The sequence below is a fragment of the Actinoplanes sp. NPDC020271 genome (assembly GCF_044388125.1).
GTDB lineage: Bacteria > Actinomycetota > Actinomycetes > Mycobacteriales > Micromonosporaceae > Actinoplanes.
In genome coordinates, this window is sequence record NZ_JBIRWQ010000031.1 from 35,824 (window position 1) to 49,733 (window position 13,910).

A 13,910-nucleotide genomic window follows, 5' to 3' on the forward strand; every position below is an offset into this window, starting at 1 on the left:
TGATCACGGCTGTGGGCAGCGGTCTAACCGCCGGGCTGGTGGTCGGCATGCATTCGGCGCAGGAGGTGCCGACCTCCCTCGAAGAGAAGGTCAGGAAGTCTCCGGGCGTTAGGTCCTGCTCAGCCGTGGTGGTTTCGACCGCGACGCGACGCGGCGCCCCCAACCACCTGAACCGCCTAGCCTGGCTGGCATCCCGTCGCGCACGTCCCGCATGGTTGGACCGCGCCGGCCTGGTCCAGGTGGAGCGCCCTACTGGACGAACGACCTGGACCAGGCCGGCGCGGTCTGGCTTCCTGCGGTGTGCGATGGGACGTCAGCCCGGCATGGCATCCCCGAGCGCCGGGTCCAGGGGCGGTAGCCCCGGCCGCCGGAGGCGTTATCCGGGTGCAGGGTCGGAGATCCTGCCCGCCGGAGGCTGGGTTTTCTGAGCGAAGATGCGCCAGAGCCTCGGCTGATCCCTGGACGCGGGGAGGCGGTCGAGGCTTTAGGCGTGTTCGGCGTTCGCCGCGTCGCCCAGCTGCCGCGCCGCGCCGTGGGCGAAGCACTAAGGCGCGGACGGCCGGCAGGGCTGGATCGAGCGTGCGGCCCGCAGGGCCGCCTTGAAGATGTAGAGAAAGTTCTCACCGCTGGCGTGGGCGGTCCGGGACAGCTCCGGACGCCGGTGCGAACTGCGTCTGCGCCCATTCTGGCTCAAGGACGGAGTAGAGCAGGGAGTCGCGCCAAGCGCCGCCGGTGAAGACGTGGTGCCGGATTCGGCCTTCATAGGCCATGCCTAGTCGCTTTGCGACCGCGACTGATGCAGCGTTGTCCGGACCGATCGCAGCGGAAATGCGGTGCAGACCTAACCTGGTGAAGCCGAACTCGATGATCGTGCGCGCGGCGTCGGTAGCTAGACCCCTGCCCCATAGCTCGGCGCGTACGGCATAGCCGAGCTTGGCGGCCTTTACACCGTCCAGGCCGAGTCGGACGAACCCCGCAAAAGCGCTTTCGTGTTCTATGGCTAGGTAATACTCGGTGCGGGGTTCCAGTTGTGCCCGTGCCATTGCCCCTCGGATCATCTCGGCGGCCTCGGTCTGGCTGCGCGTGTCGAACGACAGCCAGCGGGTTACCCGGTCGTCTCCGACGACAGACAACGAAGAGGCCGCGTCGTCCTCCCGGAATTCCCGGAGAGAGACAACGCGGCCTGTCAGGATCACGGGGTGCATAGGCCCGATCCTGCCCTACCTGGGTAGCGCGCGTAACGGTGTGCCGGTGAAGTCTTCGATCTGGTCAATGACTTCGTGAGCGTCGCCAGCGAGGCCGGACTGAGTGAGCGCGCGGTGCACGCGCTGTACCGAGTGCACAATGCCGTTGATCCGCTGGTCCGGTGCCAATTCGAATACTGGTGCCAGAGCCTCGGCGGCACCCTCGACGTTCCGAGCAGCGACACGAGCAACAGCCAGGTCGGCGTGTGACCCTGCCTGGTCACTGAATGCCCATGCCGGGTCCGTGCGGTCGGCATACGCGCTGACAGCACGCTGTGCGAATTCCTGAGCTTGCTCGGCTTCAGCGGGGAGCCAGGCGAGTGCGTCGGCCGCGTAGTACAGGGTGCGAGGCTGGTTGAAGGTGCAAATTCCTCCCAGCTCGTCCATCTCGTCGGGCTCGACACGAGTCCATGCATCTTCCGCCGCGTGGACCGAGTCGAGCGTCTTCTCAGCGTTGCCGAGTGCGGCGTACGCGCGTGCGGCACTGACAGGCAGCCAGACCGATGTCGTGCCGGTCGTGTGCTCGGCGAAGCGCATGCCCATTTCGGCGTAGCGCACGGCCTCGGCGTGGCGGCCTGCCCAGTAGGCGACCATCGACTGAAGGCCGCGTAGCCAAGCACGCAGGCCGTTATGGTCAGCGCGATCCGCGCATAGGACCGCGGTTCGCGCCTGGAGCATCGCCGAGTGAGGGTCAGCGAGGTCGTGAGACGCCTTGGCGAGAAGTCCCGACGTCACGCTAGCCAGAAAGTGGAGCTGCCGGGACTGCTGAGGACCTTGGCGGCGCTCCAGCAGTGTGAACAGTGTGTCCTGTGTCTCGGCCAGATCGCCGAGGATTTCCGGCAACGGGCGCTGGGGGTAGGCCAGGGCGAGACGCTGAACGTCTTCCCTGAGTTGGTCGACGGACTCGGCGCTGGTGGTTTCCGAGGTCAACATCGCGAAGCGACGTGCCCGTTCGGCTGCCATGTTGAGAAGGCTCCTCTCGTTGCCGGTGTGCGGCAGCGCTAAGGCGCTGTCGATAGCCGGCCCGGCTGTCTCTAGAACGGGAGTCCACGGCCGAAGCAACTCGTCCAGTGGCTTACCAAACATGGCTTGGAAGGCGCGTCGGGTTGCCGGGGTGGCTCCTGTAGTTCCCCGCTCGCCCCGGGCAAGCCTGCCGAGGTGCCGAGCACTGATCGCAGCGCGCTGGTCATGCTGCGAGAACTCGCCAGCGAGTTCCTCATAGGTGCTGTCGCGCTGCTGGATCAGGAACTCCAGCAGCGTTCGGGGTTCCTGGCGTGTTCGCGCCATTTGTTGCCCCTCCTCTGGTAACTGAACTCCCTTACTTAGAAGGTCGCTCACCGAGTTCGCCCGTTCAACCGATGTCCGTGAGAGGTCCGTCGATGGTCCGCCAGAGGTCGCTTTCGGGACCTCGATAGGTCTGCGTCGATCAACGCACTCTATGGATGTTGTCGCTACCAAACACGGTAGCGGGCTCAGCAGAGGTGGAGGGGGAGGGAAGATGTCCGCGCTGCCTGGTGTGGTTCCGATCGTGGTTTTCGCCGCTGGAGGGCTGCTGCTCGCGCTGGAGGTCGCGTTCATCATGGCCGTTCACCATGGGCGGCGACCTTGGCGGAAGCGTTCGATCAGCCGGGGGTGGCGCTCCGACAGGAAGGCGGCATTCATGCGTAAGCTCGATGGCGATGCCTACGCCGATGGATCCCGCGAAGCTTCCCACCGACTGGTGGACGGCTGCCGAGTGCGCAGCGTTCCTCGGGATCACGCGCAGCACGTGGGCGGCTTACGTGTCCCGTAGCCAAGCGCCGGAGCATGAGCGCATGTTCGGACGATCCCCCGTGTGGCGTCCGTCGACCGTCAGGGCGTGGGCGGAGAGCCGCCCCCGTGCCCGGTCGTAGGTTCGTGCGCCAACTGTAAAACCCTTCTCCAGTACAGCACTGGTGTTGTACGTTTGGCCTTGAATACAGCACCGACGCTGTAAAGCGTCGCCGTGGGTGGGCCTGACCAGCGGAATTACCTGAGTGAGGTCTGCCGTAGGTAAGTCGTCTCTTTGAGGGGAGCTGGTGAGTTATGGCAAGGGGCGGTCTGTTCGAATCGACCCCCATCGGCGCCGTGACGTTGGTGGAGACGCCGGTGTCGCGGTGGTACGTGAAGCGGGCGCGGCTGACGTTCATCTGCGTGAGCCTGATCGTGTGGGCGTCGTCGGCGGCTATCGGTTCGGCGTTTGTGCCGTTGCTGGTGGCGATGTCGGCGGGTCTGGTCGCGGGTGTCGTGGTCGGCTTGGTAGCGGCCTTGTTGGTGCGGGTGTGGCCGGTGTTGCGGGTGCTGTGGTGGTGGTCGTTGGAGATCACTATCGGGGTGGCCGTGGTGGGCCTGCTGGCGTGGCTGTTGCGGGTGATGCCGTGGTGGCTGGCGTTGTCACTGCTGGCGGTGACGGCGATCGGCTGTTTCGCGGTCGGTCCGGTTCGTCGGTTCGTGCGGGCGTGGTCGTGGTGCGTGATGGATCGTCACCGGCTGCGGCTGTTCTTCGCCGGGTTCCTGAAGTCGGCCGGCGGTGCGAGTGCGCGTCCGGTGCCGTTGCCGCTGATGTTGTGGGCGCGTCCGACGCCTGCTGGTGAGCGGGTGTGGATGTGGCTGCGGCCGGGTCTGTCGCTGGATCAGCTCGACGGGAAAACGTCGGTGATCGCGGTGGCGTGTGGGGCTGCGGACGTGCGGGTTGCTCGTGCGCGGCAGTCGTTGTCGCCGCTGGTGCGTGTCGATGTGAGTCGTCGTGACCCGCTGACCGGTGAGGTGCTGTCGCCGCTGGCCCGGATGGTTCCGAACTCCGCCACCGCGACTGAGGTCGATGAGTCGGTCGTCCCGGTGTCTCCGGCAGTGCCGGTGTTCGGGCTGGATCTCGATGAGGTCGAAGAGGTCCCGGTGCCGGAGCCGCGTGGCGGTGGTCGGCGATGAGCGAGCCGGTGCTGTCGGTGACGTTTCTCGGCTTGGCCGGAGTGCCGCTACGGGTTCTTCCGATCGGTGGTCACCCGGATCAGGCAGTGATTTACATCGGCGGGTCGATGCACGTATCGCTGCACGTCAGTGAGGACGACGTCGACCGCCTGACGGTGGCGCTGGATCAGGCACGCGAGGTGTTGAAAGGCAGCGCCTCAGATCAACAAGGAGTGGAGTAATGGCAGGAGAAACCACGATCACGGTGGTCGGGAACCTGACCGGTGATCCTGAGCTGCGTTTCTTGCAGGACGGGACCGCGCTGGCGAAGTTCTCGATCGCCTCGACGCCTCGGACGCTGGATCGTCAGTCCGGGCAGTGGAAGGACGGTGAGCCGCTGTTTTTGTCCTGCACGGTGTGGCGGGAGATGGCCGAGAACGTTGCCGGTTCGCTGGTCCGAGGTACCCGTGTGGTGGTTCAGGGCCGGTTGAAGCTGTCGAAGTGGGAGACGCCGGAGGGCGAGAAGCGGTCGCAGCATGTGCTCGATATCGACGAGATCGGACCGTCGCTGAAGTTCGCTCAGGCGAAGGTCATCCGCGCGACGCGCAGCAAGGGCGGTGACGCGTCTTCGTCGGCGCCGGCTGCGGGCGACGCCTGGGCCACTCCGCCGTCAAAGGATGAGGAAGAGGTGCCGTTCTGATGGACAGCAACCTCTACCTGGTCGGTGTCGACTCGGACGGTGCCCCGGTTGTCTTCGACGAGATGTCGCTGGACATTCGCAACCGGCTGATCGGCGCTGCTCCCGGCATGGGCAAGAGCGCTCTGGTCAACCTGATCACCGCTCACCGCGCACTCACGTCCGACGACGATCGGCCGGCCCCGGACTCGCCTTCGGGCCTGTGGCTGACCACGTCGCGGTGGCTGCCGGATCACGGCGGACTGGACGAGGACGGATACGCCGTTCCCCCGACCGGCTCCCGCTGTGTCGGCTGTGGAGTCGCGCTGTCCAGCGTGTGCGAGCTGGTAGCGGCGGTTCACGGCAGTGACGGTTTGCACTACCACTGCGGGACCTGCGCGACGTACCTGGAGGAGGACTGACATGCCTCCGATCCTTACCGCCGAGACGGAGTCCGGTGCGGTGGAGCTGGGTCCGGTGCTGTCGATTTTCGATCCGGTGCACATCGGGATCGACGAGTTCGGCAGGCCGGTCCGGGTGCCGCTGATCTACCGGAACATGCTGATCGGAGGCGAGCCGGGCTCGGGTAAGTCAGGCCTGCTCAACGCGATCGTGGCGCACGCGGCCCTGTCGCTGGACTGCAAGCTGGTCCTGCTCGACGGCAAGCGGGTCGAGCTGGGGCAGTGGCGGCACTGTGCGGACGAGTTCGTCGGTCCGAACATCGCCAAGGCGTGCAGCACGCTGCGCCGGGTGCAGAAGATGATGGACAACCGGTACGACTACCTGGAGGCGTGCGAGCGGCGCAAGATGCGCCCGGTCGACGCGTTCGGCGCGTTGCTGCTGGCCATCGACGAGATCGCGTACTTCTCAGCCACGGTCGGCACAAAGACGCAGCGCGACGAGTTCGCGACGCTGCTGCGGGACCTGGTCGCGCGGGGCCGGGCGGTCGGCATCATCGTCATCGCCGCCACCCAGCGGCCGAGTTCGGACATCATCCCGACATCGCTGCGGGACCTGTTCGCGTGGCGGTTCGCCGGCCGCTGCACCAACGACTCGTCCTCGGACATCGTCCTGGGGCACGGCTGGGCGCAGAAAGGCTGGACGGCGAACGTCATCAGCCCGACGAATCCGGGTGCCGGTCTGCTGATCTCCGAGTCCGGCAGTCCGGAACTGGTGAAGGTCGCCTACCTCAACGACGCCACCTGCGCAGCGATTGCCGCGTACGCGACGCTGCTGCGCTCCACCGTCCGTGAGCAGACCCGAGACCGCGAGCCGGTCGCTGCCTGACGGACATTCCAAGGCCACCGCATACGCGGATGGAAACCGTTCCTCTACTGAAGGGAGGGCCGATCTCATGGCCCGTCATCTGCCCGAACAGCCTGCGGCCCGTCCGGTCGTGCACTACTACCCGGACCCGGCCATGGTCGCTGACCTGGAGCGGCTCAACGCCACCCAGATCGCGGCGAAGCAGGCTCAGGACCGCATCCTGTACGCCCGTTGGGTCAAGCGTCAGGAAGCGATCAAGGAGCAGGACCGCAGGCACGCCCGATTCGCGATCGGCTTCGGCTCGGTCGTCGGCGTGGGCGTGCTGTCCGTTGTCGGCTTCGTTGGCTGGTCGCTGTTCACCTGGCTGGCCTCGGTCGGCGCGGGTGTCCTCGCGATCCCGGTGCTGTTCGCGCTGCTGGTCATGGGCGCGATCGGCGGTCACCGCTGCGTCACTGTCGTGCAGCACTGGCACTGACTGACCAGCACCAACAACTTCATTCAAGCGGTCGACACCAGGCAACACGCCCTGGAAAGCAGAGCCCGGTGCCGCCGCCCTATCCACCCACCCACTTCCCAACGGAAGGAGTAGGCACCATGAACCCTACCCAAGATCAGGGTGCGTTCAACCCTGACACCCTCGGAGCCATCCATCTCCCGGTGGACTACGTCCTGACCGATCGGGCACTCGGCATCTTCGAGAACCCGGACGACGTCGCCCGGCTGCTGCCGGACGTCGTCACCCGCTCGAACGGACATCACCCGGAGTGCTGCTTCGTCTGCGATGACGAGCCGCTGGTGACGGACCTGCCTGCCGACGAGTCGGCGGACACCTATCCGACGGTGCTGCAGAGCGCTGCTCTGTACCTGGAGCGGCACGGATGGATCCAGGGCGCGTACTTCGACGCAACCGCCCGGGTGTTCACGCCCGCGGCGTGCATGGTCGGCGCGGTCGGCATCGTCTGCTACGGCGGTCCGGTCGAGGCTCCGGCCCAGATGTTCGAGCACGACGGTTACGTCGACTTCGAGCAGGCCATCGCGCACCTGGACGGCTACCTGCTCGCGGAGGCCGGCTGCCAGTCGTACGACTTCAACGACACTCGAGGCCGGACCCTCGACGAGGTCACGCACGCGCTGCGCCAGGCCGCGTCAACCCCGGCCGAGCAGATCCAAGCCGCGCTGGAGGCCCAGCACGGCAACGGCTCACACGAGCCGGGCACGGACAAAACCTGCAAGGAGTGCCAGCGGGTCTGCTGCTGCAACTTCATGTCCGACAAGTGCGTCCACTGCGAGCACGAGGACCTTCGGGATCTTCTGCTGGGCGGTGACGCCTGATGCGCACGAACACTGTCAAGCGCACCTTGACGCCGAGGCGTCGTCGTCGGTCTCGCCGTGGGCGTGGCCTGTCGACGTGGGTGCTGCTGCTGGTGCGGTTCCTGTCCGGTCTGCCGCTCAACGGGCGCCGGGGCAGTAACGGCACGTTCTGGAAGTCGGGCAACCGCCGGATCGGTATCCCGGCCTATCTGGTCACCTGCCGTTGGTGGGCCCTCGCGGCCGGCTGGCAGCGTGCCGGACTGCGTCTGGGTGCTGTGGCGATTGCCGCGTACCTGGTGTTCGGGCTGGTGATCGCGCGATGACCGCCACACCGGACCCGGATCGCAAGCCGCGTAAGCGTGCCAAGCGGCACACCGAAACGGCTGACTTCGACGCGTTCGCGCGGCGGATCCTCAAGGCGTATGCCCGCAGGGTCGCGGCCGGCGACGTGGAGGCCCTGGCCTCTATGGTCACGCTCACCGCTGAGGTGGACGCGATGGTGCGTCTGGCCGTGGCCGGTCTGCGGGCCGAACCGTATTCCTACTCCTGGGACGAGATCGCCCGCCGGCTGGGGACTTCCCGGCAGGCAGCGCAGCAGCGCTACGGCGACAAATTCGAACGGCACGGCCTCGACCCCCGGCTTCTGCAAGCGGGATTGACCGTGTCCGTGGCGACCCTCGTGCGGGTGTTCGCCGATCACTACCCCGGTAGCCCGATGCCGTCACGGTGTCCGGGCTGCGGCTACCCCTACCCCGACAACGTGTCCGAGTGCCCCACGAACGCCACCGTGCGTCCGCTGCTCAAACAGCGGCGTGGAGAGGACCGGGACGCGGTAGCCCTTCTGTCCCCTGACCAATTCGCTGACCTGCTCAAACCCAAGTCCCGCACCACGCGGGCCACGGTTCGGCAGTCGGCGACCTACGCGCCGGATCCGAACCGTCCTGCTCTACCCCTGTTCGATCTTCATGGAGAGGACCCGACGCGATGAGAACCCTCGAAGAGTTTGACCTCGAACACAGCAAGGCCATCGATCAGGCATTCACCGAGGTGCAGGCCCAGATCTCGCGGGTCGACACTAAGGCTTCTATCCTGACCGGTCTCGCCCTCGGAGGGCTGACCGGTGGCGCCGCACTGGTGAGCAAGGCTCACCTACACGGCATCGCGCTGGCAACTGCTGTCATGACCGCCGTCCTGACCGGCGCGGCGATCGCCCTGCTGGGAGCGGCCATCCGGCCCGCGCTCGGCGGCAACTACGGCTTCATGCGGTGGGCGTTCGCGCCGACCGACGAGGCCCTGTACTGGGATCTGCGGATCAAGGGCTACGAGAACAAGGCCCGCATCCGCGATCGGCTGGACGATGACATTGCGTCGCTCCGGCATCTGGCCCGATCCGCCCGCCGCAAGTACCAGCGGGTACGCCTGGCCGTTGACCTGCTCGGTGCCGCCCTCGGCTGCGCCGCGCTCACCGCGTTCCTCTCGGCTCTGGACTGACGGGGAGGAACCGACATGACCACCAACCCGAACAACAACCGATCCACGTACTTCTACTTCGTCGCTTTCCAGTACTTCCAGGGTACGGGGCTCGGCTTCGCCAACATGGAGGTCCCGCTGTCCGGCCCGATCCGGTCCCTGACCGACGTACGGACGGTGGAAAGAATGCTCCGCGAGAGGGACTACACGCGAGCCCTGGTCACGGGATTCAGCCTCCTTCGTCAGGAACAGCGTTCGGATCAGCCCCAGGGGCAGCGATGAGTGCCCGCGTCAGCGGCCGTGACTGGGCCTACACCGGCGCAGTTCTCGGTGGCGCCGTCTCCATCGCCGCCAACGTCGCCCACTCCTTCATCCCTCCCAAGGAAGTCGCCAACCCTGCCGTCTGGTCCCCGGAAACGGGTGCCGTGGTCGGCGCGGTCGTCTGGCCCGTCTTCCTGTTCATCGCCGTCGAAATCCTGGCCCGCATTGCGTGGCCCGGCGGCTGGCAATGGCAGTTGCTGCGCTGGGGCGGAATGCTCCCGGTCGCCGCTGTCGCCGCACTGGTGTCCTACCGGCACCTGTCCGGCCTCCTCGACCACTACGGCGAGGAAACCATCGTGTGTGTGCTCGGCCCGCTCGCTGTCGACGGGCTGATGGTGATGGCCACCGGAGCACTCCTGGCCACCGGTCACCACCGGCACACCCCGGAACCCCTAGCCGCCACGGCCGTCCCGGCCGACGAGGACGCCTTGCGCGTCCCGGCCCTGATCACGGCCCCGACCACACCGCCGACCCACGTCCCCGTGGACGTGCCGACGTCGGTGGCCGACACCAAACCGGCAAGCCCTGCCCCGGTGGCACCCGAGGCGCAGGAGCCGGCACGGTCGCCGGAATCCTCTACCAGCACCACGATTCCGACGCCCGCGGTCGTTGCCTCACGAGTCGCTCAGCCCGGCGACACCCCGGCCCGACCGGTAGCCAAACCCGACGTGACCGCCTGGTCGCGCCGCCCGCACCCCAGCACCGCCGCAGCGACGGCAAACGAGCTGGCCCGTCCCGCCACCGACACCCCTGTCACCGAGCCGGACGCCGCACAACTCACCCTGCCGCTCGTACCCCCGGCCCTGCTGGAACGCGCCCGCGACGTCGCCGAGCGCTACCACGCCGACAACGGCGAACCGATCAAAGCCGGTCAACTCGCTGCACGCCTGAAAGTGAACTCGTCGCAGGCGGCTGAGGCACTGGCAGCTCTCAGCCAGTCCTCGAACAACAGCCCGACCCCGCCGACACCTGCCGTCAACGGTCGCCGCCCGAGCATGGCGAACCGGTAACCGTCTCGACAACCAGCGTCGCACCCGAAGCAATCCCTGCTTCGGGTGCGGCCCCGGCCGCCGAGCCGACCCCTGATCACCACTGGAAGGCACCGACCGTGAAAATCCGATTGATCGGCACTCCCGCCGAGTGCACCGCGCTCACCGACGCCCTGTTCACCCTGCCGGACCTGTTCATCGGCTCGGTGTCCGAGCCGTACCCCTCGCACCGCCATCCCGCCCACGTCCGGGTCTACATCGACGCCTACCCGTGCCGCGACATCGACCGGGGAGGCCGGCCGTGAGCCTGCGGGTCTATGACGAGTTCTCCGGCGTCGGCGGAACAAGCTTCGGATGGTCGCTGGTGCCGGGGGTGGAGATCTCCGCAGCGGCCAACCACGCCGCGGACGCGGTCGCGTCGCACGCCCTGAACTTCCCCGGCGCCCGCCACTTCCAGGAGGACGTGACGAAGCTGCCGGTCGACAAGATGCCGTACGCGGAGATCTTCGTCGCCTCCCCGGCCTGCCCGGCCTGGACGACTGCCAACGGCGTGAAACGCGACTTCGACAAGGCGAATGCCGAGCGCCCGGCCCTGTTCGACGCCCCCGAGCGGCCGCTGACCGCCAAGCAACTCAAGCGGCAGGAGGACTACCGCCGCTCCCGGCTGTTGATGAAGGAGATCCCGCGCTACCTGCGCGCGATGAAAAAACGCCGCAAGCCGGTGCTGGCCGGGATGGTGGAGAACGTCATCCAAGTCCGGCTTTGGCACGAGTGGGATGACTGGATCGCCGAGTTCGGCAAGCTCGACTACGAGGTCCGGGTCATCGCGTTCAACTCGATGCACGCCCAGCCGGTGCGGGCACCACGCGCCCCGCAGTCGCGCAACCGGGCGTTCATCGCCTACTGGCACAAGAGCCTCGGCCGCCGCCCGGACTGGGACAAGTGGCTACGGCCGACCGCGTGGTGCCCGGCCTGCGACGAGCATGTGCTCGCGGTGCAGGTGTGGAAGAAACCCGGCCGGGACATGGGCAGCTACGGCACCCAGTACATCTACCTGTGTCCCAAGACGACCTGCCGGGGTCGGGAAGTCTTCCCCGAAACCCTGCCCGCCCTCGCCGCGATCGACCCCACGATCCCCGGCGTGCGCATCGGCGACCGTGACCGGCACGGCCTTGACCCGCTCGAAGGCGCCACCCTCGACCGGATCCGGGAAGGTATCCGCCGCTACTGGGCACCGCTGATGGTCCCGGTCGAAGGCCGCGACGGCAAGCACGCCGCCCCGGCCACCGATCCGCTGCGCACCCAGACCTGCCGCAACGAGACCGGCTACGCCCTGCCGCCGTTCCTGGCCCCGGCCGGTGGTACCTGGCGCACCCACCCCTCGGCCGGCACCGTCCCGATGCCGACCCGCACGACCCGCGAATGCGACGGCGTCGCCGCCCTGCCGCTGCCGTTCATCGCACCCTTGCGCGGCGGCGGCGACAAGAACAACGCCCGTCCGGTCACCGCACCACTGTCGACCGTCACCGCGTCCGGCAACCACCACGGCCTGGCCCTGCCGCCGCTGGTGACCCGGCAGAACACCGGCAGCCCCCGCTCACGCACCACCCCGGCCACCCAACCGGTCCGGACCGTGACCGCCTCCGGCCGCCAATCGGTGGCCTTCCCCGGCGAACAGATGCTGCTCGTGCCGTACTACGGCACCGCCGCATCCGGGCACCCGGTGACCGCACCGATCGGCACCGTGTCGACCCGCGACCGCTACGGCCTGGCCCGCACCGCCCTCGACGCCGCCGCCACCGCGGTCGACCTCGACGACGTGCGGTTCCGGATGCTCGAACCCCACGAGATCGCCCGCGCCATGGCGTTCGAGGACACCTACCAGGTCGCCGCCAGCTCCAAACGCGCCAAGGTCCGCCTCTACGGCAACGCCGTCACCCCACCGGTCGCCGAACTGATCGGCTCCGCCCTCGTCGAGTGCATCACCGGAGCCGACCTCGACCGGCACCTCTCGCAGGACGCCGCTGCATGACCCTGACGGCGCTTCCCGTGACACCCGAGCCGACCGGCCCGGGTGCTGCGGCCTGCGCCGACCCGGTCACCCCGACCTGGTACCGCACCTCCCCGGACGTGCGCCTGCAAGCGATCGCCCGCGCCGCCCGCGACGACTACCCGGCCTGGCTCTCGCATGTCAAAGCCGCCTCCGCGTGCACGCGGCCGGTCCGGTTGGCCGGAACCATGGCCACCATCGAAGCCGCCACCGGCCGCCTGCTGACCGAACGCGCCACGGCGGACATGCCGGACGGGGTGATCTACAAGCCGTGCGGCAACCGCCGCGCCAGCGTGTGCCCGTCCTGCTCCAAGCTTTACCAGAACGACGCCTACCACGTCGTCCGCACTGGCCTGGTCGGCGGCAAAGGCGTCCCGGAGCAGGTCGCCACGCACCCGGCCGTGTTCCCCACCTTCACCGCCCCCAGCTTCGGCGAGGTCCACACCCGGCGGGTCAAGCGGCACACCTGCGCCCGGCGCACCGACTGCGACTGCCGCGCCGAACCGTGCCACGCCCGCCGGGACCTGACCGTCTGCGAACACGGCACCCGGCTGGCGTGCTTCGCCCGCCATGAAGCCGACGATGCCCGGCTCGGCACCCCGCTGTGCCTGGACTGCTACGACCACGCCGGACAGGTCATCTGGAACTTGCACGCCGGAGAACTGTGGCGGCGCACCACCATCGCCATCAACCGGCACATGATCCGCCTATGCCGCGAACGCGGCGTACCCGACGTGACCGTGGCCTACGAACGCGCTGGGAAGATCCGCACCCGGCAGGTGGCACCGATCCGGCTGTCGTTCGGCAAAGCCGCCGAGATGCAACGACGCGGTGTCGCGCACTTCCACGCCATCATCCGCCTCGACGGCTTCGACCCCGAGCAGCCCGACGCCACCATGCCGCCGCCGGCCGAACTCGATGCCGACGACCTGAAAGCCGCCGTCGACCACGCCGCCGCAACCGTCGGGTTCACCACCGACCCGCACCCGGCCCAGCTCGACGGCTGGTACATCGGCTGGGGCGAGCAGGTCCTGACGAAGGTCATCACCATGGCCGGCCGCGGTGAGGTCACCGACGCCCAGGTCGCCGCGTACCTGGCGAAGTACGCCACCAAGTCGACCGAGATCACCGGCCACGCCTCCGGCCGGATCACCGCCGACACCGTCGGCCTGTACGCGAACCGGCACGGCACCCACGCCGAACGCCTCGTCCATGCCTGCTGGTGGCTCGGCCGCGCCCGCTACCCGCGCTGCACGGTGTGCCGCACCCGCAGCGACCGCTACGACTGCCCGACCTGCGCCAACCGCAACGGCGACGACGAACCCGACCTGAGCACCTACCGGCGCTTGCAGCGGTGGGCGCACATGCTCGGCTTCGGCGGCCACTTCCTCACCAAGTCCCGCCGCTACTCGATCACCTTCGCCCTGCTGCGCGGTCAGCGCGTGGAGTTCCGCCGCGTGCAGAACGCCGGACCCGACCGGATCGAGCCGGGCGAGACACCGACCACTCTGGTCGTCAATTTCCTGCAATTCGTGGGCGCCGGATGGCAGACACCCGCTGACGCCATGCTCGCCAACACCTCCGCCGCGATGGCGCGAGAGCACCAGAACGCCGCCAGGCAGGCACTGCTAGCCATGGCCGCGTGAACGGCCGTCAAC

18 protein-coding genes are annotated in these 13,910 nt (G+C 68.0%); 16 read left to right on the forward strand and 2 right to left on the reverse strand.

The features are described 5' to 3' along the window. Positions 1-620: 620 nt before the first annotated feature. Positions 621-1,205, reverse strand: a complete 585-nt coding sequence (locus tag ACH442_RS40960) for a GNAT family N-acetyltransferase (RefSeq protein WP_396343528.1) — start codon at positions 1,203-1,205, stop codon at positions 621-623. 15 nt (positions 1,206-1,220) lie between these two features. Continuing rightward, positions 1,221-2,531 (reverse strand): hypothetical protein, encoded by a 1,311-nt coding sequence (locus ACH442_RS40965; protein WP_396343529.1) that lies wholly within the window; start codon positions 2,529-2,531, stop codon positions 1,221-1,223. A gap of 211 nt (positions 2,532-2,742) precedes the next feature. On the opposite strand from ACH442_RS40965, the gene ACH442_RS40970 reads away from it, so the two are divergent. The 16 genes from ACH442_RS40970 to ACH442_RS41045 all read left to right on the forward strand — a co-directional run bounded on the left by ACH442_RS40970 (position 2,743) and on the right by ACH442_RS41045 (position 13,898). After that, a complete protein-coding gene (locus ACH442_RS40970; protein WP_396343530.1) occupies positions 2,743-3,036 on the forward strand; it encodes a hypothetical protein in 294 nt (97 codons plus the stop codon). Between the two features lie 314 nt (positions 3,037-3,350). Further along, entirely contained in the window at positions 3,351-4,190 is an 840-nt protein-coding gene (locus ACH442_RS40975) for a hypothetical protein (RefSeq protein WP_396343531.1), read from the forward strand. Beyond that, on the forward strand, positions 4,187-4,411 hold the full coding sequence (locus ACH442_RS40980; protein ID WP_396343532.1) for a hypothetical protein: 225 nt from the start codon (positions 4,187-4,189) through the stop codon (positions 4,409-4,411). The genes ACH442_RS40975 and ACH442_RS40980 overlap by 4 nt, the downstream gene beginning before the upstream one ends. Next, positions 4,411-4,869 carry a single-stranded DNA-binding protein gene (locus ACH442_RS40985; RefSeq protein ID WP_396343533.1) on the forward strand — a complete coding sequence of 153 codons (459 nt, stop codon included), beginning with the start codon at positions 4,411-4,413 and terminating at the stop codon, positions 4,867-4,869. The genes ACH442_RS40980 and ACH442_RS40985 overlap by 1 nt, the downstream gene beginning before the upstream one ends. Continuing rightward, the gene (locus ACH442_RS40990) at positions 4,869-5,267 is read left to right on the forward strand and encodes a hypothetical protein (protein WP_396343534.1); all 399 of its coding nucleotides are present in this window, start codon (positions 4,869-4,871) and stop codon (positions 5,265-5,267) included. Before ACH442_RS40985 ends, ACH442_RS40990 begins: the two co-directional genes overlap by 1 nt. 1 nt (position 5,268) lies before the next feature. Then, positions 5,269-6,132: an FtsK/SpoIIIE domain-containing protein gene (locus ACH442_RS40995; RefSeq protein ID WP_396343535.1), complete on the forward strand. Its 864-nt coding sequence runs from the start codon at positions 5,269-5,271 to the stop codon at positions 6,130-6,132. Between the two features lie 67 nt (positions 6,133-6,199). Further along, positions 6,200-6,586: a hypothetical protein gene (locus ACH442_RS41000; protein WP_396343536.1), complete on the forward strand. Its 387-nt coding sequence runs from the start codon at positions 6,200-6,202 to the stop codon at positions 6,584-6,586. A 119-nt stretch (positions 6,587-6,705) separates the two neighbouring features. Beyond that, positions 6,706-7,443, forward strand: a complete 738-nt coding sequence (locus tag ACH442_RS41005; protein ID WP_396343537.1) for a hypothetical protein — start codon at positions 6,706-6,708, stop codon at positions 7,441-7,443. Positions 7,444-7,523: 80 nt separating this feature from the next. Beyond that, complete coding sequence (locus tag ACH442_RS41010) at positions 7,524-7,745, forward strand: hypothetical protein (RefSeq protein WP_396343538.1); 222 nt, start codon at positions 7,524-7,526, stop codon at positions 7,743-7,745. Next, positions 7,742-8,410 (forward strand): hypothetical protein, encoded by a 669-nt coding sequence (locus ACH442_RS41015; RefSeq protein ID WP_396343539.1) that lies wholly within the window; start codon positions 7,742-7,744, stop codon positions 8,408-8,410. Before ACH442_RS41010 ends, ACH442_RS41015 begins: the two co-directional genes overlap by 4 nt. Continuing rightward, positions 8,407-8,913, forward strand: a complete 507-nt coding sequence (locus tag ACH442_RS41020) for a Pycsar system effector family protein (protein ID WP_396343540.1) — start codon at positions 8,407-8,409, stop codon at positions 8,911-8,913. The genes ACH442_RS41015 and ACH442_RS41020 overlap by 4 nt, the downstream gene beginning before the upstream one ends. A gap of 15 nt (positions 8,914-8,928) precedes the next feature. Then, positions 8,929-9,174: a hypothetical protein gene (locus ACH442_RS41025; RefSeq protein WP_396343541.1), complete on the forward strand. Its 246-nt coding sequence runs from the start codon at positions 8,929-8,931 to the stop codon at positions 9,172-9,174. Beyond that, positions 9,171-10,223, forward strand: coding sequence for a hypothetical protein (locus ACH442_RS41030; RefSeq protein ID WP_396343542.1), 1,053 nt, complete (start codon positions 9,171-9,173; stop codon positions 10,221-10,223). The genes ACH442_RS41025 and ACH442_RS41030 overlap by 4 nt, the downstream gene beginning before the upstream one ends. Positions 10,224-10,321: 98 nt before the next feature. After that, the gene (locus ACH442_RS41035) at positions 10,322-10,507 is read left to right on the forward strand and encodes a hypothetical protein (protein WP_396343543.1); all 186 of its coding nucleotides are present in this window, start codon (positions 10,322-10,324) and stop codon (positions 10,505-10,507) included. Then, positions 10,504-12,234 (forward strand): DNA cytosine methyltransferase, encoded by a 1,731-nt coding sequence (locus ACH442_RS41040; RefSeq protein ID WP_396343544.1) that lies wholly within the window; start codon positions 10,504-10,506, stop codon positions 12,232-12,234. The genes ACH442_RS41035 and ACH442_RS41040 overlap by 4 nt, the downstream gene beginning before the upstream one ends. Continuing rightward, positions 12,231-13,898 (forward strand): replication initiator, encoded by a 1,668-nt coding sequence (locus ACH442_RS41045; protein ID WP_396343545.1) that lies wholly within the window; start codon positions 12,231-12,233, stop codon positions 13,896-13,898. Before ACH442_RS41040 ends, ACH442_RS41045 begins: the two co-directional genes overlap by 4 nt. The last annotated feature ends 12 nt before the right edge of the window (positions 13,899-13,910 follow it).